This window comes from Streptomyces sp. GESEQ-4, from assembly GCF_017948455.1.
GTDB lineage: Bacteria > Actinomycetota > Actinomycetes > Streptomycetales > Streptomycetaceae > Streptomyces.
The window spans coordinates 101,962-118,705 of record NZ_JAFFSU010000022.1 but is presented as its reverse complement, the minus strand read 5'-3'; the positions used below and the strand labels follow the sequence as shown (position 1 = coordinate 118,705).

Annotated in this window: 14 protein-coding genes; 8 read left to right on the top strand and 6 right to left on the bottom strand. The window is 70.7% G+C overall.

Going from position 1 to position 16,744, the window contains the following annotated elements; genetic code table 11:
- Nucleotides 1-5 precede the first annotated feature (5 nt).
- The 5 genes from KCH48_RS32395 to KCH48_RS32375 all read right to left on the bottom strand — a co-directional run bounded on the left by KCH48_RS32395 (nt 6) and on the right by KCH48_RS32375 (nt 5,738).
- Entirely contained in the window at nt 6-2,420 is a 2,415-nt protein-coding gene (locus tag KCH48_RS32395) for a nitrate- and nitrite sensing domain-containing protein (RefSeq protein WP_210579563.1), read from the bottom strand.
- A 127-nt stretch (nt 2,421-2,547) separates the two neighbouring features.
- Nucleotides 2,548-3,552 carry a substrate-binding domain-containing protein gene (locus tag KCH48_RS32390; RefSeq protein ID WP_210579547.1) on the bottom strand — a complete coding sequence of 335 codons (1,005 nt, stop codon included), beginning with the start codon at nt 3,550-3,552 and terminating at the stop codon, nt 2,548-2,550.
- Between the two features lie 228 nt (nt 3,553-3,780).
- Nucleotides 3,781-4,581, bottom strand: coding sequence for an SAM-dependent methyltransferase (locus KCH48_RS32385; RefSeq protein WP_210579538.1), 801 nt, complete (start codon nt 4,579-4,581; stop codon nt 3,781-3,783).
- 105 nt (nt 4,582-4,686) lie between these two features.
- The gene (locus tag KCH48_RS32380) at nt 4,687-5,061 is read right to left on the bottom strand and encodes a DUF6114 domain-containing protein (protein ID WP_210579537.1); all 375 of its coding nucleotides are present in this window, start codon (nt 5,059-5,061) and stop codon (nt 4,687-4,689) included.
- On the bottom strand, nt 5,061-5,738 hold the full coding sequence (locus KCH48_RS32375; protein WP_210579535.1) for a DUF6230 family protein: 678 nt from the start codon (nt 5,736-5,738) through the stop codon (nt 5,061-5,063). Before KCH48_RS32375 ends, KCH48_RS32380 begins: the two co-directional genes overlap by 1 nt.
- Before the next feature lie 542 nt (nt 5,739-6,280).
- Between KCH48_RS32375 and KCH48_RS32370 the strand changes: the two genes are divergently transcribed.
- A complete protein-coding gene (locus KCH48_RS32370) occupies nt 6,281-6,934 on the top strand; it encodes a Tat pathway signal sequence domain protein (protein WP_210579533.1) in 654 nt (217 codons plus the stop codon).
- 18 nt (nt 6,935-6,952) lie between these two features.
- On the opposite strand, the gene KCH48_RS32365 is transcribed toward KCH48_RS32370, so the two are convergent.
- The gene (locus KCH48_RS32365) at nt 6,953-7,897 is read right to left on the bottom strand and encodes a lytic polysaccharide monooxygenase (RefSeq protein WP_210579523.1); all 945 of its coding nucleotides are present in this window, start codon (nt 7,895-7,897) and stop codon (nt 6,953-6,955) included.
- Between the two features lie 392 nt (nt 7,898-8,289).
- On the opposite strand from KCH48_RS32365, the gene KCH48_RS32360 reads away from it, so the two are divergent.
- The 7 genes from KCH48_RS32360 (at nt 8,290) to mdlC (ending at nt 16,743) form a co-directional block, all read left to right on the top strand.
- Nucleotides 8,290-10,095 (top strand): S8 family serine peptidase, encoded by a 1,806-nt coding sequence (locus KCH48_RS32360; protein ID WP_210579514.1) that lies wholly within the window; start codon nt 8,290-8,292, stop codon nt 10,093-10,095.
- A gap of 276 nt (nt 10,096-10,371) precedes the next feature.
- Nucleotides 10,372-11,019, top strand: a complete 648-nt coding sequence (locus tag KCH48_RS32355; RefSeq protein WP_210579512.1) for a ScbR family autoregulator-binding transcription factor — start codon at nt 10,372-10,374, stop codon at nt 11,017-11,019.
- Nucleotides 11,020-11,263: 244 nt separating this feature from the next.
- Nucleotides 11,264-12,442, top strand: coding sequence for a damage-control phosphatase ARMT1 family protein (locus tag KCH48_RS32350; RefSeq protein ID WP_210579510.1), 1,179 nt, complete (start codon nt 11,264-11,266; stop codon nt 12,440-12,442).
- Between the two features lie 52 nt (nt 12,443-12,494).
- Nucleotides 12,495-13,466, top strand: a complete 972-nt coding sequence (locus KCH48_RS32345; RefSeq protein WP_210579508.1) for an ABC transporter substrate-binding protein — start codon at nt 12,495-12,497, stop codon at nt 13,464-13,466.
- Nucleotides 13,463-14,263 carry an ABC transporter permease gene (locus KCH48_RS32340; RefSeq protein ID WP_210579506.1) on the top strand — a complete coding sequence of 267 codons (801 nt, stop codon included), beginning with the start codon at nt 13,463-13,465 and terminating at the stop codon, nt 14,261-14,263. The genes KCH48_RS32345 and KCH48_RS32340 overlap by 4 nt, the downstream gene beginning before the upstream one ends.
- Nucleotides 14,260-15,096 carry an ABC transporter permease gene (locus KCH48_RS32335; protein ID WP_210579504.1) on the top strand — a complete coding sequence of 279 codons (837 nt, stop codon included), beginning with the start codon at nt 14,260-14,262 and terminating at the stop codon, nt 15,094-15,096. Before KCH48_RS32340 ends, KCH48_RS32335 begins: the two co-directional genes overlap by 4 nt.
- A 42-nt stretch (nt 15,097-15,138) precedes the next feature.
- Entirely contained in the window at nt 15,139-16,743 is a 1,605-nt protein-coding gene (mdlC, locus tag KCH48_RS32330; RefSeq protein WP_210579502.1) for a benzoylformate decarboxylase, read from the top strand.
- Nucleotide 16,744 lies beyond the last annotated feature (1 nt).

Sequence of the window (16,744 nt, the reverse complement as noted above, 5' to 3'; positions counted from 1 at the left end):
GTCCTTCATGTGCGGTCGGCGGGCGGAGTCGAAGACTGGGGGGCGTCGGCCGCGGTCGGCTCCTCGTCGGCGCCGTCGTCACGCGCCCGGAGCGTGCCGCGCTGGAAGCCGGCGAGCGAGGCGGCGGCCCGCTCCGCGGTGAAGTCGTCCGCGTGACCGTTCTCTTCGGCGGCCGGGGCCTCGTCACGCAGCTCGGCGGCGAGGCTGGTCTGCGGCACCCGGCGGGGCAGCGGGGTGAGGCGGTCCTTGGGGGCGCCGGTGGTGGGCCGACGGTCCGCGGCCGGGGCGGAGGCGGTACGGGCCGAGGCAGAGGCGGTACGGGCCGCGACGACGGGACGGGGCTCCCGTACGGGCTCCTCGGGCTCGGCGGCCTCGGCGTGCTCGATGTCGTCTGCGGCCGTAACCGAGTCCGCGGACATGCCGGTATCCGTATCCGTACCTGTATCCGCTTCTGTAGCCGCATCGGCATCGGCATCGGCATCCGGGGCCGGCACCTCCCGCACCACCACCTCGTGCGGGATGAGCACGATCGCCGTGGTCCCGCCGTACGGCGAGGAGCGCAGGGTGACGGTGATGCCGTGCCGGTGTGCGAGGCGGGAGATCACGAACATGCCGAGCCGGAGGTCGTCGGCGAGTGCCACCACGTCGAACTGCGGGGGCTCGGCCAACTGGGCGTTGAGGGAGGCGTAATCCTCCTCGGACATCCCCAGGCCCCGGTCCTCGACCTCCACGGCCAGGCCCTTGGCGACCAGCGCGGCCCGTACCCCGACCGGGCTGGGCGCGGGGGAGTACACGGTCGCGTTGTCGATCAGCTCGGCCAGCAGATGGATCACGTCCGCCACCGCGGGCGGCGCGAGCGCCACCTCCTCCTCGGTGTGCACCTCCACCCGCTGGTACTCGGCGACCTCGCCGACCGCACCGCGCAGGATGTCGGTCAGCGCGACCGGCTGCGTCCAGGTGCGGCCGGGCCGCTCGCCGCTGATGATGACGAGGTTCTCCTCGTAGCGGCGCAACTGGCTGGCCGTGGAGTCCAGTTCGTACAGGCCCTTGAGGATCTCGGGGTCCTGGTGCGCGCGCTCCAGCGCGTCCAGCTTGGTCAGCTGCAGATTGACCAGGTTCTGGCTCTGCCGGGCGATGCCCAGGATCACCTTCTGGAAGCCGCGCCGGGTGTCGGCGAGTTCGACCGCGGTGTGCACGGCCGTGCGCTGCGCGGTGTTGAACGCCGTGGCCACCTGGCCGAGTTCGTCGTTTCCGTAGTCCAGCGGCGGGGTCGCCTGCTCCACGTCGATCTTCTCGCCCCGGTTCAGCCGGGCGACCACATCGGGCAGCCGCTCCTGGGCCAGGCCGAGCGTGGCCACGCGCAGACCGCGCAGCCGCCGGGACAGGGAGCGGGTGATCCGCCAGGACATCCACACGCACACCAGCAGGGCGAGCAGTCCGCCAGCACTGAGTGAACCGGCCGTGATCAGCAGGTTGTCGGACGTGTCGGCGCTCCGGTCGAGCAGTCCGGCCGTCTGCCGCTTGATCAGCGTCCCGTACGCGTCGGCGAGTTTCGCGAACGCGGTTTCCCACTGCTTCTCCACATCGGGCAGGGGGATCCTGCGGGCACCCGCGCTCTCCGCCCGGGCCGCCAGCACCCGGTCCTCGAGGGATTCCAGCGTCTGCCACTCCCGGCTCTGCAGGATCCGCTCGGTCTCCGTCTTCGCGTCGCCGCTCAACTGGGGGACGATCTGGTCCTCGACCAGCCAGCGCCGCGTGTTGACCGACTCCGCGAACCGGGACCAGGCCTCCTCGTCCAGATACCCGGACGGCCACGCCAGGGTGAGCCGGGCATCCTCCTGCGAGGCCAGCTCCGCCGCGTGCTCCACCGCGACGAGCGGGCCCGCCTGCGCGGTGAGGTCGCCGTCGTCGACCAGGGACAGCGCCTGGAAGGCGTGGATCTGCCCGTCGATGATCGCGCTGTACTGGTCCAGCGCCTGCTGTGCGGTGATGTCGGTGGGGTCGTCGACCTGCCCGCGGTAGTACTCCAGGCTGCTCAACGACCCGACGACGGAGGTCAGGCGGTCCGAGATCCGGGCGGGGGCGCGCTCGATCTCGTCGCTCTGGCCCACCAGTTTGGCGACCGCCTCGTCCGTCTTGAGCCGCTGCGCGTCCAGGGCGCTCCGGGAGCCGTTCGGTGAGGCCATCCATGCCGCCGACAGTCTGCGCTCCGTCTGCAGGGCGAGCGTGGCCTCAGTGCCCATGGCGCCGGTCGACCGGCTCAACTCGGTCTGCCCGCGCAGTCGCAGCCCCTCCGTGAACATCTGCGTCGTCGTCACACCCCACATCGCGGTGAGGATGACGCTGGGCACCAGGGCCAGGAGGATCAGGGAGAGACGTATGGAGCCGATGCGGCGCCGGGAACGTGTCCGTGGAGACATCGTCGTCCTAGGGCGATCAGTGGGCGGCGGGGGAGTGGGAGGGGGTGCGCAGGATGCTATCCGCACAAGTGACCGCACGTGTCGGAAGGGGCGAATCTTTGACGGCAGGAGCGCATGAGCGGTCCGGTCAGCGCGTGCCCCTGGCGGCGAACCCGGCCACCGCGCCGACGTTCGCCCGGGAGACGATCGCCGGGCCCGTGAGCACCGGGGCCACACCGCCGCCGCTGATGTTGCCGTTCGTCCGGTACAGCCACAGGGAGTCCACGGCGAGATACCCCTGCAGATACGGCTGCTGGTCCACCGCGAACTGCACGGAACCGTTCTCCACGGCCTTGACCAGGTCGTTGTCGAGGTCGAACGTCGCCACCTTCGCGTCGCTGCCCGCCTCCTTCACCGAGCCGACCGCGGCGAGCGCGAACCGCGCGCCATTGGTGACCACTTCGTCGATGCTCCGGTCCTGGCGCAGCGCGGCCGTGATCGCGGCGGAGGTCGCGGTCATGTCGGTGCCCTCCACATAGAGGTTCTGCGTCGCGCCGCCGAACGTCTTCTTCACCCCGGCGCAGCGCGCCTCCAGGGCGACGTTGCCGCGTTCGTGGATGACACACAGGGCGTGCTTGGCCTTGAGTTCGTCCAGCTTGTCGCCGACGGCCCGACCCGCGACGCTCTCGTCCTGACCGAAGTACTCCAGGAGCCCCGCCGACTGCCAGGCGTCGATACCGGAGTTGAGTCCGACCACGGGGATGCCCGCCTTCTTGGCCTCGCCGACCGCACCCGTCATCGCCGCGGGCCTGGCCAGAGTCACCGCGATGCCGTCGACCTTGTCCCGGACCGCGTTCCGCATCAGCTCGGCCTGGCCCGCCGGGTCGGGGTCGCTGACATAGGTGAGGTCGACGTCGTCCTTGGCGGCCGCCGCCTCGGCCCCCTTCCGCACCCGCTCCCAGAAGATGTCGCCCTCCGCGCCGTGGGTGACCAGAGCGACCTTCATCCCCGTCCCGCCCGCCGCTGCCGTGTCCGCCCGGCTGTCGGCGTCATCGCCCCCGGAGCAGCCGGCCAGCAGCAGACAGGCGGTGGCCAGGACGACCACCGCACGAGCCGGGCGTGGGGAACCGGAGGAAGGAGGCGGAGTCTTCATGGGGGTGCGGGCACCTCGCTGTGCAGCCGAGCCGGAAGAACGGGAGAGCGTTTGCCGGGCCGCACGAGGCGTGCGCCGAACGGGTGACTCTCGCTGGGGCGGATCACATCGTGTACGGCCACCGGTCGTCAAGTGCGCCACCACGTGGAGTGAGTTGTCGCTCCCACATCGTGATGTGCGCTGGCCGGAAGCGCGCGGCGCCGCCGTGCCGGTTGCGCCGACAAACCGTCAGCTCACCTTGCGCGCCACCGCCCCGTACATCGCGATGTCCTCGTCCCGGACCACCTCGGTGCCCGTGCCGTCCGGGCGCCACTTGTGGACCTGGACGATGCCCGGCTCGACGAGCTCGAGCCCCGTGAAGAACTCCTCGGCCTCGGTGTGCGTCCGCAGCCGCATCGGCATACCGCGAGCCGCGTACTCCCGCGCCACCCGTCCGACCTCTTCCGGCGCGAACTCGGCGGTACCGATGGACATCGCGAGAAAACTGCCCGCGGGAAGCGGTTCCAGCAGCCGCCGTACGATCCCGACGGCGTCGTCCTCGTCCAGCAGGAAGTGCACGATCGCGATCACCGTCAGCGCGACCGGCTCACCGAGATCGAGCGTCTCCCGGAACGCCGGGGCGTCGAGCACGGCCGCCGGTTCCCGCATGTCCGCCTCGATGTACGACACCCTGCCCTCCGCCGTACCCGACACCATCCCCTCCGACAGCGCGAGCACGAGCGGATCGTTGTCGACGTACACCACCCGCGCCTCGGCCGCCGCCTGCGCGATCTCATGGATGTTCGGCGAGGTCGGTATGCCCGTCCCGATGTCCAGGAACTGCCGTATCCCCGCCTCCTGAGCCAGATACCGCACCGCCCGGTTCATGAAGTCCCGGTTGGCCCGCATATGAACAGGCAACGCAGGCCACTCCCGAACCATGGCATCACCGGCTTCCCGGTCGGCCGGGTAGTGATCGTTCCCGCCGATGATGTAGTCGTAGATCCGAGCGGAGTGAGCGTGCTCGGTGTCGATGCGGTCGGTGGTCAAGGGATCCTCCACTTATCGGGAAGTTGACGGCAACGCCCTCAGGGGCGCGGGGAACTGCGCGACCAGCCACCCACGAACCTGCACCCGCCAGACTCGATGAAACCCCTACGGCGCAACCGCTTTGACAACCTTCCGCCGAACCCGCCGCGGTTCTTGATCCGGCAGCCACCCGAACACAAGACAACTCCCCACCACACCCAACAGCAGCCCCACAAAGAAGCCACCCAGGTTGGACGTCATCCAGGTCCCCAGCGACACCAGCACCCCGGTGATCGAATAGAACAACCGCTGCGCCGGATTGAACAGCACCAGCAACCCCAGCAGCACCATCAGCGCAGGCAGCAGATACCCGGCCACCCCCTGCATCCCCACATGCAGCATGACCTTCATCGACGCCTTCATGGTGAGGAGGACCTCCACCCCGCCCAGCACAAGCAGCAACCCGCCCCAGAACGGCCGGCCGGCCCGCCACCCCGACATCAGCAACCCTTGCTGCTGAAGCTGAGTTTCAGGCCGGGAAGCTTGAACACCCCGGCGGTGGTGGCGTAGTTGGTCTGCCGCAGATTCTTGATGCGCACGGTGTCGGCCTGCTGACTGAACACCCCGATCGGCCCCTTCACCCCGGCCTTGGTCAACGTACTCGCGTCGTTGCCGATCTCGATGTTCTTGAAGGCGGCGTCACCGGACAGCTCGGTCGAGTCGGTGGTCAGGTCGCGCGCATGCACTTTCTCCGCGCCGCTGCCCGCCGTGATCAGCAGGTTCGTACCGCCGAGATCGACGCTCTGACACAGCTTGGTGAGCGTCGCGTCCTTGATCGCGGACGTGACGACCAGGACCTGCCCGCCGGTGTCGCCGGCGTTCGGGCTGCCCGGCGCCATGTTGTCGAGGCCGCCGAACTGCTCGAAGCCCGTGCCCTTGAGCTCGGTCGCCGTGACGGTGAAGGGCATGCCGGAGATCGCGAACTGCACGCCCAGCGCCCCTTCGGCGGTGAGCACCGCGAGCGCGGCGGTGACCAGCGTGGCGGGTACGGCCATCACCGCGGCCCGGCGCAGCCGGACCCGGCCGCGTCTGTGCGGCTCGGCGGAGGTGGTGGATGTGGTGGAACCGCTTTCGGGGGTGTGGTCGGCGGACGACGAGACGTCCGAGGGCGGGGTCATGGCGGCTCCAGAGGACTGGTGAATGCGGTCGGATCGTGCACGGCACGGCGTCCTGGCGCGGACAGCGGCTGCCGCGCACGCCTCCCCACAACTCCCGGCGGTCGCAAGGGCTTTCTCGTTACGCGGCAGTAGCCGCCGAGGAAGTTACCGGGGGTTACATTTGAGGGTCAAGAGAGTTGTGTAAAAAACGTGCCGATTGTGTGCCACCTGTGCGCCAAGGGCTTCCCGGCCTCCGCGAAGACCGCGGTTCGTGTCCCAACTCCCTTGAGAACCCTTGACGTTGAACAACCCTCAGGTTTACAACTTGCACTGCTCTCCCCGGATCCGTGGCGCCGGATCCGCCCCGCGGCACTGCCCGCGTTCTCCCGGACCTCTTGTCCTCCCCGGCGGGCCTTTCCCGCCCCCTCCCCGGCCGCTCACAGGCCGGCTTGTCGTTGCCGGTCCGTCACGTACGGAGAAGGCGTCTCGGACCGGCAACGGCAGGCACTCACGCGCGCCCACCCCCCACCTTCACCCCTTCACCTCAGAATCGAGGCACCCCCATGCGCACGCGAACCCTGCTCACCCTGGCCACCGCCGTCGCCGCCCTCACCCTCCCGGCCGCTGTCCCCGCCTCCGCGGCCGACACCCAGGTCCTCACCACCGGCGGCCTCGCCGGCACGCCCGTCGCCGTCGGCGATGTCCTCACCGCACCGCTGGCCAGTGGCACCAAGGCCACCCTCTACTCCAGCGCGACCGGCACCAGCGGCATCTCCTGCGCGGAGTCGCAGTTCACCGCGACCGTCACCGACAACCCCACCGCGCCCGGCACCGCCACCGAGTCCGTCACGGGCCACACCTTCAACAGCGCCAGCTGCACCACCAATGTCGTCGGCGTGCTCGGCGTCACCAGCATCTCCGTCGACAACCTGCCCTACACGACGTCCGTGTCCTCCGACGGCAGCCTCACCGTGACCCCGGCGAGCGGCTCCGCCATCCAGACGACGGTCGTGCTGCGCACCCTTCTGGGCAGCATCACCTGCGTCTATCAGGCCCCCAGCCTGACCGGCCGGGCGGACAACACCGACAACAGCATCGCCTTCACCGCCCAGCAGTTCACCAAGACGTCCGGCTCCTCGCTCTGCTTCGCCAACGGCTACTTCACCGCCAAGTACGCCCCCGTGACCGACGCGGGCGCACTCGTCTACGTCAACTGACCCTCGTACGCCCGGCGTTCAGCTCCGACGCAGACGCAGGGCCAGGGCGGTGCCGCCGATGAGCACCAACACCGCCGCGGCGCCGCCCGCCACCATCGGGGCCGAGGGGCCCGAGCCGGCGTCGGGGGTGGAGGCGAGCGGGGTGCTGTCCGGGGTCTGCGGGGTGGCGGCCGCCGGACTCGGCGGTGCGCTGTTCCGGGTGGGCGTCGGCGACGGGGCCTTGCTCTTCTCGGCGGGGCTCTTCTCGGCAGGCGATGCCGACTTGCCGGCCGGCGACGCCGAACCCGGCGCTTTCGGCGTCGCCGCGCTCCCGCCCCGCCCGGACGCCGGGAACACCACGTCCGAGCACGAGTAGTACGTGTCCGCCGTGCTGGTGTTCTGCCAGATCGTGTACAGCACATGCCGCCCCGTCCGGTCGGACGGCAGCGTCCCGGTGATCCGGTACGCGCCGTCCGTCAGGGCCGGGTCCGTCACCTCGGCGAACGGTTGCGACGGCAGGTCGGACCAGGTGAGCGGCTTCGACGGGTCGTATCCCTGCTTCGTCAGATAGACCCGGAACGTGCCGGTGTGCGGGATGGTCGAGGCGTACCGCATCGTCAGTGCCGCGCCCGGCTTCAGGTTCGTCGACGGCCAGTCGGAGCGGGCCAGGTCGAGCCCCCGGTACGCGGGCAGGCCGCCGCTGCACAACTGCCCGTCCGGGATGGTCTGCCGGTCCCGGCCGTTCACGTTCGCGATCCGCAGGTTGTCCCAGGCGGTGAAGGGCGCGCCGTTCGCGCCGACGGCCGCCTCGCAGGCCGCCGAACCGGTCGCCTCTCCGCCCTCGGGGGAGCAGGCGTACACCCGGCTCACCGGATCCGTGGGCGCACCGTGCGCCTGTGCCGGTCCCGCCGCCCAGAGAGGAAGAAGGAACGGGGCCACGGCTACGGCCCCCAGGGCTCTGCGGTATGCGGTCATCCGGGACATCCGGAACGTCTCCTCGGCCGGGCATGCGAACGGTCTGTCGTGTTGCGAGCGGTCTGCTGTGTGCAGTACGGACGACGCGTCCGGCGCGTTCATCGCGTGACGTCCGGGGTGAAAGGTGTCGTAACCGGTCAACTGCCCGCTGTCTAGGGTGGGTTTCCGGCCGGATCGAGGGTTTCCCCTGTATCCGGATGGTGATTCCTTTGCCTATCGTTCGACCTCAGCTGACCCACAGGTAACCCCTGGACGGGTCGGCGTCCGCGCCCGGCCGGCCACGCAACGCACTTCGGGTTTCCTCCCGACCGCTTTTCGGCTCACCCCCCGCCGCTTCGAGGACGAAGCGAATCGACCGCCGCTCCGCGCTGCCCGGAGTCCGGCAACGAAAGGCAAAGCCCTTGCGTACCTCCCCCTCGCTCAGACGGAAGCTGATATCCGTCGCGGCGGTCTCCGCCGCACTCGTCACCGCCGCCACCGCCTCGACCGCCGTCGCCCAGGAAACGGGCGCCCGGGAAGCCGCCGCCGTCCCGGCCGCGCAGACCGAGGCCGCCCCCGGCGCCGTCGCCGACCGTCTCATCGTCGGCTACAAGTCCGGTGCCACCGAGGCCAAGTCGAACAGGGCCGCGGACGCCGACGCCGTGGCCAAGGGCAAGGAGGCCGGCGAAGACCTGGACTTCCAGCGCCGCCTTGGCACCGGTGCCGCCCTGGTCGAGCTCGGTGAGAACCTGTCGAGGACCGATGTCGCCGACGTCGTCGCCGAGTACCAGGCAGACCCGCAGGTCGCCTATGTCGTACCGGACCGCCTCAACACCGCCAAGGCCGACCCGAACGACACCGAGTACGCCAAGCAGTGGGACCTGTTCGAGGCCACCGCGGGCATGAACGTGCCGGGCGCCTGGGCGACCACCACCGGCACCGGTGTCACCGTCGCCGTCATCGACACCGGTTACGTCACGCACTCGGATCTCGCGGCCAACGTCGTAAGCGGTTACGACTTCATCTCCGACACCGCCGTCTCCGTCGACGGCAACGGCCGTGACAGCAACCCGGCCGACCCGGGCGACTGGTACAACGCGAACGAGTGCGGCGCCGGCATCCCGGCCAGCGACTCCTCCTGGCACGGCACGCACGTGGCGGGCACCATCGCCGCGGCCACCAACAACAGCAAGGGTGTCGCGGGCGTCGCGTACGGCGCGAAGATCTCCCCGGTGCGCGTCCTCGGCAAGTGCGGTGGCTACGACTCCGACATCATCGACGCCATCACCTGGGCGTCCGGCGGTACGGTCTCCGGCGTCCCGGCGAACACCAACGTCGCCAAGGTCATCAACATGAGCCTCGGCGGCAGCGGCGCCTGCTCCTCGGCCACCCAGAGCGCGATCAACGGGGCCGTGAACCGGGGTACGACGGTCGTCGTGGCCGCGGGCAACGAGAGCGACAACGTCGCCAACCACAACCCGGGCAACTGCAACAACGTCATCTCGGTCGCCGCGACCAACCGCTCCGGCGCCAAGGCGTCCTACTCCAACTTCGGCTCCCTCGTGGACATCTCGGCGCCCGGCGGCCAGACCAGCACCGGCACCGCGAACGGCATCCTGTCCACGCTGAACTCCGGCGCGAAGACCCCGTCGACCGAGAACTACGACTACTACCAGGGCACCAGCATGGCCACCCCGCACATCGCGGGCCTCGCCGCGCTGATGGAGTCGGCCAACTCCGCGCTGACGCCGGCCCAGGTCGAGTCGGCCATCAAGGCCAACGCCCGTGCCCTGCCCGGGGCTTGCTCGGGCGGCTGCGGCGCGGGCCTGGCGGACGCGGCCAAGACGGTGCAGGCGGTGAGCGGCTCCGGCGGCTCCACGGGGGGCACCACCTTCACCAGCGGCACGGCCGTCTCCGTCCCGGACAACGGCGCGGCCGTCGAGTCCTCCATCGCGGTCAGCGGCCGCAGCGGCAACGCGCCCTCGGCCCTCCAGGTCGGCGTGGACATCACCCACACCTACCGCGGTGACCTGGTCATCGACCTGATCGCGCCGGACGGTTCGGCCTACCGCCTGAAGTCGGCCTCGTCGGACTCGGCGGACAACGTCAACACCACCTACACGGTGAACGCGTCCAGCGAGACCGCGAACGGCACCTGGAAGCTGCGCGTCCAGGACACGGCGGCGCAGGACACGGGCAGGCTCAACAGCTGGAAGCTGACTTTCTGAGCGAACACGTCCACAAGCGGACGGGCCGACCGGTGCGGATGGGCACCGGTCGGCCCGTCGTTTTTTGCCGTCGTTCGATACCGTCCACCCTGTTTTTCGGCCAACCCTTCACGGGCGCCACACGATGCGAAGGGTGTGAATGCGCTAGTCGCGGGAATGGAGTGAAAGTCGACGGGACGACTGGGGCTCGTCGATCACGCTGTACGGTGAGTTATCTTATACGGGGAGTCAGAAACAAACGGCGCGAGCCGTCTTTTTTGTTCAGGAGTCCCCACGATGGCGAGGCAGTTACGCGCCGAGCAGACCCGCGCGACCATCATCACCGCGGCCGCCGATCTGTTCGACCACCAGGGATACGAGTCGACCAGTCTGAGCGACATCGTCGAGCACGCCCGCGTCACCAAGGGCGCCCTGTATTTCCACTTCGCGGCCAAGGAGGATCTGGCCCACGCCATTCTGGAGATCCAGTCCACGGCGGCTCGAAAACTGGTGGAGGACATGGACAGCCGGGGCTGCACGTCCCTCGAAGCGCTGATCCGCACCACGTTCGGCATCGCCCGCCTGTCCGTGGACGGCCCGATACACCGGGCCGGACTCCGGCTCGCCACCGCCGGAGTCGCCGTACGGCCGCCGCTGCGGCACCCCTTCACCGAGTGGCTGGAGTTCTCCTCGCGCAAGCTCGGCGGCGCGGTCAGGGAGTCCGATGTCCACCAGGACATCGATATCGAAGCCGTCGCCCACGCCCTGGTCTCCTTCTTCGTCGGCACCCGGATCGTGGGACGCTCCCTCGACCCACTCGCCCGGCAGCCCCGCCGCATGGCCGAGATGTGGCATGTCCTGATCCGCGGCCTGGTCCCCGTCCCCCGCCGCGCCCGCTACCTGAGCCTGGCCACCAGACTGGAACGGGAAATCACGGCCGGCTAAGCGCCCCGTAGGGGCGCGGGGCTGTATCCATATGCGGCTCCGCCGCGTGGGCGCGACCAGCCACGACGGAGCCGCAGAAAACCGACGGCATATAGCGCCCCGAAGGGGCGCGGGGCTGTATCCAGATGCGGCTCCGCCGCGTGGGCGCGACCAGCCCCCACCGGCCCGCAGCCGACCGACGGCATTTCGCGCCCCTTCCAACCACGCACCCTTCCAGCGGAGCTGGGGCGATACCGTGACGCGCATGCCCTCCGCCCCGCCCGCACCCGTCATCCTCGGCAACGAACCCGGCTCATTCCCGCACAGCGTCCTCGCCGAGCGGCACCCCGCGATCGTGCGGCAGATCCGCGAGGCCTTCCCGTACGGCCCCGCGCAGCAGCACGCACTCGACGCGCTCCTCGACAGCTGCACCAAGGGCGTGGCCGAACCGCTCCCGGCCGACGCGCCCGACCGGGAGCGCTGGCAGGGCTGGGGCGCGGCCGAGCACACCGGCCGGTCCTGGTTCGACATCCCGTGGCTGTGGTCCGAGAGCTACTTCTACCGCCGGCTCCTCGACGCGGTCGGCTACTTCGGTCCCGGCGCCTGGCAGGGCATCGACCCGTTCCGCCCCTCCAAGCTCGCCGAACTCGACGCCCCGGAGACGGACGAGGAACTCGCCGCGCTCGACGACCTGGAGGCGAAACCGGCCGACGAGCAGGCGCGCGCCCTGCTGCACGGCTCCCTGTGGGGCAACCGCGCGGACCTCGGCTTCCGCCTCTCCGCCAAGGGTGCGGGAACACCCGCCGCCACGCCCGCCCTGGTCGCCGACGACAGCGACACCCTCTGGTCGCTGCTGCCCCCCTCCGGCGCCGGCACCCTCTGCCTCGTCGCCGACAACGCGGGCCGCGAACTCATCCCCGACCTGCTCCTCATCGCCCACCTCCTCGCGCACGGGCACATCGGGCGGGCGGTGCTGCACATCAAGCCGTACCCGTACTACGTCTCCGACGCCACGACAGCCGACGTCCTGGACGCGCTGCGCCGGATCACCTCCGTACCGGGCGTGGCCGCCGGGCACGGGCGTGAGTTGTGGGCGGCGATGACCGACGGCCGCCTGACGGTACGGGCCCACCCCTTCTCCTGTGCCCCGCTGCCGTACGCCGCCATGCCCGACGACCTGCGAGCGGACTTCGCCTCGGCGACCCTCACCGTGGTCAAGGGCGACCTCAACTACCGCCGCCTGGTGGGCGACCGGATGTGGCCGCCGACCACACCCTTCGACGAGGTCACCGCGTACTTCCCGGGTCCGGTCGCCGCGCTGCGCACCCTGAAGTCAGATGTGATCACCGGCCTCGACCCCGCCACGGAGGCCGCACTGGTCGCCGCAGAGGGACAGTGCTGGCGGACCGGTGGCACACACGCCCTGATCCAGGTCCGCACCTGAGGGCATGCGACTACTGTGGTGATCATGACAAATCCCTGATACTCATGCGCGCATGACGTCATGTCACTTACCTGCGGGACCGCGGAAGTTCGCGGCGACCCTGGCCGCCCTGACCCTCGCCCTCACGGCATGCGGCGACGACGAGGGCTCCGACTCCGCGTCCGGCGATAAGAAAACCGTCACCGTGGCCGCACTGCCACTGATCGACTGCGCCGCGCTCTATATCGCACAGGACCGCGGGCTCTTCGAGAAGGAGGGCCTGGACGTGCGGATCCAGCAGATCCAGCAGAGCCTCCAGGCGCTGCCCGCGCTGTCGAAGGGGCAGGTCGACATGGTGGCGAGCGCCAACTACGTCACCTACTTCCAGGCCCATGAGCAGGGCACCCTCGACATCCGGATCGTCGCCGAGTCGATCCGGGCCGCGCCGCACATGATGGACGTACTGGTCCCGAAGGACTCGGACATCAAGACCGCCGCCGACCTCGAGGGGCGGAAACTCGCCGTCAACCTGCTCAACAACGTTCAGTCGCTGACCCTGAACGAGATCCTGGAGAAGGAGGGCGTCGGCAAGCCCGTCTACCGGCAGGTCGCGTTCCCGCAGATGGGCGCCGCCCTGGAGAAGGGGCAGGTCGACGCGGTCCACGCGGTCGAGCCCTTCGACAGTGTGATCCAGGACGAGTTGCAGGCGAGGATCGTGGTGGACGGGGCGGCCGCGCCCGTCGAGGACATCCCGCTCAGCGGTTACCTCACGTCGAGCCGCTTCGCGGACGAGAACGAGGAGACCCTCGCGGCCTTCCAACGGGCCCTCAAGGCCGCCGCCGAGATCGCCGGGAAGGACCCGTCGGCGGTACGGGAGATCCTGCCGACGTACACGAAGGTGACCGAGGAGCAGGCGGAGCAGATCGGGCTGCCGGCCTTTCCGCCCACCGTGGACGCCGAGCAGATCTCCCGGCTCACCGACCTGATGAAGAAACAGGGGATGCTGAAGAAGCCGATCGACCCGGCGACCCTCGTGGTGAAGTGAGACGGCGTCAGGAACTCGGGCTCGGTCTCCTCGGCGTGCTCCTCGCCTTCGGGGTGTGCGAGGCGGTGAGCCGGGCCGGGATCGTGCGCCGCAGCTATCTGCCGCCCGCCTCCGAAGTCCTCTCGCGGGCCTTGGAGCTGGCGGGCGACAGCGTTTTCCTGGACGGCATCGGGGCCACCCTGCGCGCCTGGATGCTCGGGCTCGGCCTCGCGTGCGCGATCGCCGTCCCGCTGGGTCTGCTGCTGGGCAGCGTGCCCCTCGTCGACGCCGCCGTACGCGCGATCGTGGAGTTCCTGCGGCCGCTGCCGTCCGTCGCGCTGATCCCGCTGGTCTCCCTGCTGCTCGGCTCCGGCACCGAGACCAAGGTCGCGCTGATCACCTACGCGTGCGTGTGGCCGATCCTCTTCAACACCGTCTACGGCCTCGGCGAGACCGACCCCCTCGCCAAGGACACCCTGCGCGCCTTCGGCTTCGGGCGGCTCGCCGTCCTGCTGCGCGTCGAACTCCCCGGCACGGCCCCCTTCATCGCCGCCGGCATCCGCATCTCGGCCGCCGTCGCGCTCATCCTCGCCGTCGCCACGGAGATCCTCGCGGGCTTCGGCGAGGGCCTCGGCATCTTCATCGCCCAGGCGAGCCTGTCGACGGACGGCACCCGCGACGTGCTCGCGGGTGTGGTGTGGGCGGGCGCGCTGGGGCTTCTCATCAACGGCGTCCTGGTGTGGGGCGAGCGGCGGCTGTTCCCGTGGACGCCGGAGCAGCGGGAGCGGGCGGCGGCCTATCGGGGGAGGGGCGTGTGAGCCGGGACAGTGCGGTGGCGGTGCGGGGTGGTGGCGTACGGCAGGTCGGGCGGGGCGCCGTGGGCGGTGGGCTGCTGCGCTGGGCCGTGCTCGCCGTCGCCGTCGGGTGCTGGGAGGTGGCCGCCCGGGCGCACGACAGCGTGTACTTCCCGCCACCGGGTCGTATCACCGACCACGCCTACGAGTTGTGGTTCTCCGGCCCGGTCCGGCACGTGTTCCTCACCGACGCGGCCGTCGACAACATCGGCCCCAGCCTCGGCCGGATGGCCGCCGGGTTCCTGATCGCCGCCGTCGCCGGCATCGCGCTCGGTGTGGCGGTGGGCCGCTCGCGCCGGACGTACGCGCTGTGCAACCCGGTGCTCCAGTTCGCGCGGGCCGTACCACCCCCGGCCCTCGTCCCCGTCTTCGTCGTCGTCCTCGACTTCGGTACGCAGATGCAGGTCGCGTCGATCGCCTTCAGCGCTCTCTGGCCGGTGCTGATCAACACCGCGGAGGGGGCCCGCAACACCGACCCGCTGCGCCTCGACGTCGCCGCGGTCCTGCGGCTGAACGCCGTCGAAAGGCTCCGCTTCCTCCTCCTGCCCTCCGCGCTGCCGCGCATCTTCGCGGGCCTGCGCCTGAGCCTTTCGCTCTCCCTCATCCTCATGGTGTTCTCGGAACTGCTGCCGGGCACCGCGAACGGCATCGGCTTCACGCTCACCGACGCCCAGTCCCGTTCCGACCTGCTCACCGTCTGGGCGGCGCTGGTCCTGCTCGGCGCCCTCGGATATCTGCTCAACACCGGCCTGCTGGCGGTCGAGAAGCGGCTGATCGGCAAGGGGAGGCCCGTATGAACTCGCACGGGAGGCCCATATGAGCGCACAGGGGAGGCCCGTATGAGCGGCACCGTCCTCGACGCCGTCGTGCGGCTGCTGCGCGACACCGGCATGACCACCGTCTTCGGCAACCCCGGCTCCACGGAACTGCGCATGCTCCGCGACTGGCCCGACGACTTCACCTACGTCCTCGGCCTCCAGGAGTCCACCGCCGTCGCCATGGCCGCCGGACACGCCCTCGGCACCCGCAGCGCCGCCTTCGTCTCCCTCCACTCCGCCGGCGGCGTCGGCCACGGCCTGGGCGCCGTCTTCAACGCCTACCGCGACCGCGTCCCCCTGGTGATCGTCGCGGGCCAGCAGGCACGCTCGCTGATCCAGCTGCGCCCGTTTCTCGGCGCCGACCAGCCCGCCGAATTCCCGCGCCCGTACGTGAAGTTCGCCCGCCAGCCGGAACGCGCCGCCGACGTGCCCGCCGTCCTCGCCGAGGCCCACCGGATCGCGATGACCCATCCGCGCGGGCCGGTCTTCGTCTCCGTACCGGAGGACGACTGGGACCGGCCCGCCGAGCCCGTGGCGCCGCGGACCGTGCACGGCGGCTTCATGGCCTCGCCCTCGGCGCTCGCCCACCTCGCCGCCCGGCTCGACGCGTGCGCCCGGCCCGCGCTGGTGATCGGCCCGGGCGTTGACGACGAGGAGGCGCAGTCCGAGGCGCGTGCGCTGGCCGAGCGCACCAGGTCGGCGGTGTGGATCAGCCCGCTGTCCGGCCGCTCGGGCTTCCCCGAGACCCACCCGCTCTTCCAGGGCTTCCTGCCCCCGGTGGCAGGCGCACTCGCCGCGCGCCTGGCACCGTACGACGTGGTCGTGGCCCTCGGCGCACCCCTGTTCACGTACCACGTCGCCGACGACGGCCCGCTCCTGCCGCCAGGCACCGAGCTGTTCCACCTGGACTGCGATCCGGCGCAGGCGGCCTGGCTGCCGCTGGGCACAAGCCTCGTCACCACCCTCAAACCGGCCCTCGCCCATCTCACCGCGCGGCTGTTGGACCCCGACCGCGCACCGCCCCCGCCCCGCCCGGCACCCGAACCCGTGCCGGCCACCCCTGACATCACCCCGGAGCTGGTCTTCGACCTCCTGCGCGAGCGACTGCCCCGCGACCGGGTCCGGGTCGAGGAGGCCCCCAGCCACCGCGACGCGTTCCACGCGCGCGTGCCCGTCGACCTCCCCGGCGGCTTCCTCACCACCGGCAGCGGAGCCCTCGGCTGGGGGCTGCCCCTCGCGGTCGGCCGAGCCCTCGCCGACCGGCGCCGGGTGGCGTGCGTGATCGGCGACGGCTCCGCGCTGTACTCGGTGCAGGCGCTGTGGACCGCCGCGAGCCTCGGCGCTCCGGTCAGTTTCCTCGTCCTCGACAATCGCGGCTACGGCGCCGTCCGCGCCCTCGGCCGCCGGATCGGCGTCTCTCCCGTCCCCGGCACGGACATCGAGGGCATCGACTTCGCCGCCCTCGCCGCCTCCTTCGGCTGCCCCTCCTCGTACGCCGCCCACCCCGACGACCTCCCCGCCGCCCTCGACCGCGCCCTGAACGCGGGCGACGACGCGGGCCCGCACCTCCTCCACCTCCGCGTCGCCGACACCGAGGGCGCGCTCTACGAACCCTGGGCCAGGTGAC

Excerpts from the sequence above, each read along its gene's own strand:
- KCH48_RS32395 (WP_210579563.1), bottom strand. The coding sequence starts at position 2,420 with ATGTCTCCACGGACACGTTCCCGGCGCCGCATCGGCTCCATACGTCTC.
- KCH48_RS32390 (WP_210579547.1), bottom strand. The coding sequence starts at position 3,552 with ATGAAGACTCCGCCTCCTTCCTCCGGTTCCCCACGCCCGGCTCGTGCG.
- KCH48_RS32380 (WP_210579537.1), bottom strand. The coding sequence starts at position 5,061 with ATGTCGGGGTGGCGGGCCGGCCGGCCGTTCTGGGGCGGGTTGCTGCTT.
- KCH48_RS32375 (WP_210579535.1), bottom strand. The coding sequence starts at position 5,738 with ATGACCCCGCCCTCGGACGTCTCGTCGTCCGCCGACCACACCCCCGAA.
- KCH48_RS32370 (WP_210579533.1), top strand. The coding sequence starts at position 6,281 with ATGCGCACGCGAACCCTGCTCACCCTGGCCACCGCCGTCGCCGCCCTC.
- KCH48_RS32365 (WP_210579523.1), bottom strand. The coding sequence starts at position 7,897 with ATGTCCCGGATGACCGCATACCGCAGAGCCCTGGGGGCCGTAGCCGTG.
- KCH48_RS32355 (WP_210579512.1), top strand. The coding sequence starts at position 10,372 with ATGGCGAGGCAGTTACGCGCCGAGCAGACCCGCGCGACCATCATCACC.
- KCH48_RS32350 (WP_210579510.1), top strand. The coding sequence starts at position 11,264 with ATGCCCTCCGCCCCGCCCGCACCCGTCATCCTCGGCAACGAACCCGGC.
- KCH48_RS32345 (WP_210579508.1), top strand. The coding sequence starts at position 12,495 with ATGACGTCATGTCACTTACCTGCGGGACCGCGGAAGTTCGCGGCGACC.
- mdlC (WP_210579502.1), top strand. The coding sequence starts at position 15,139 with ATGAGCGGCACCGTCCTCGACGCCGTCGTGCGGCTGCTGCGCGACACC.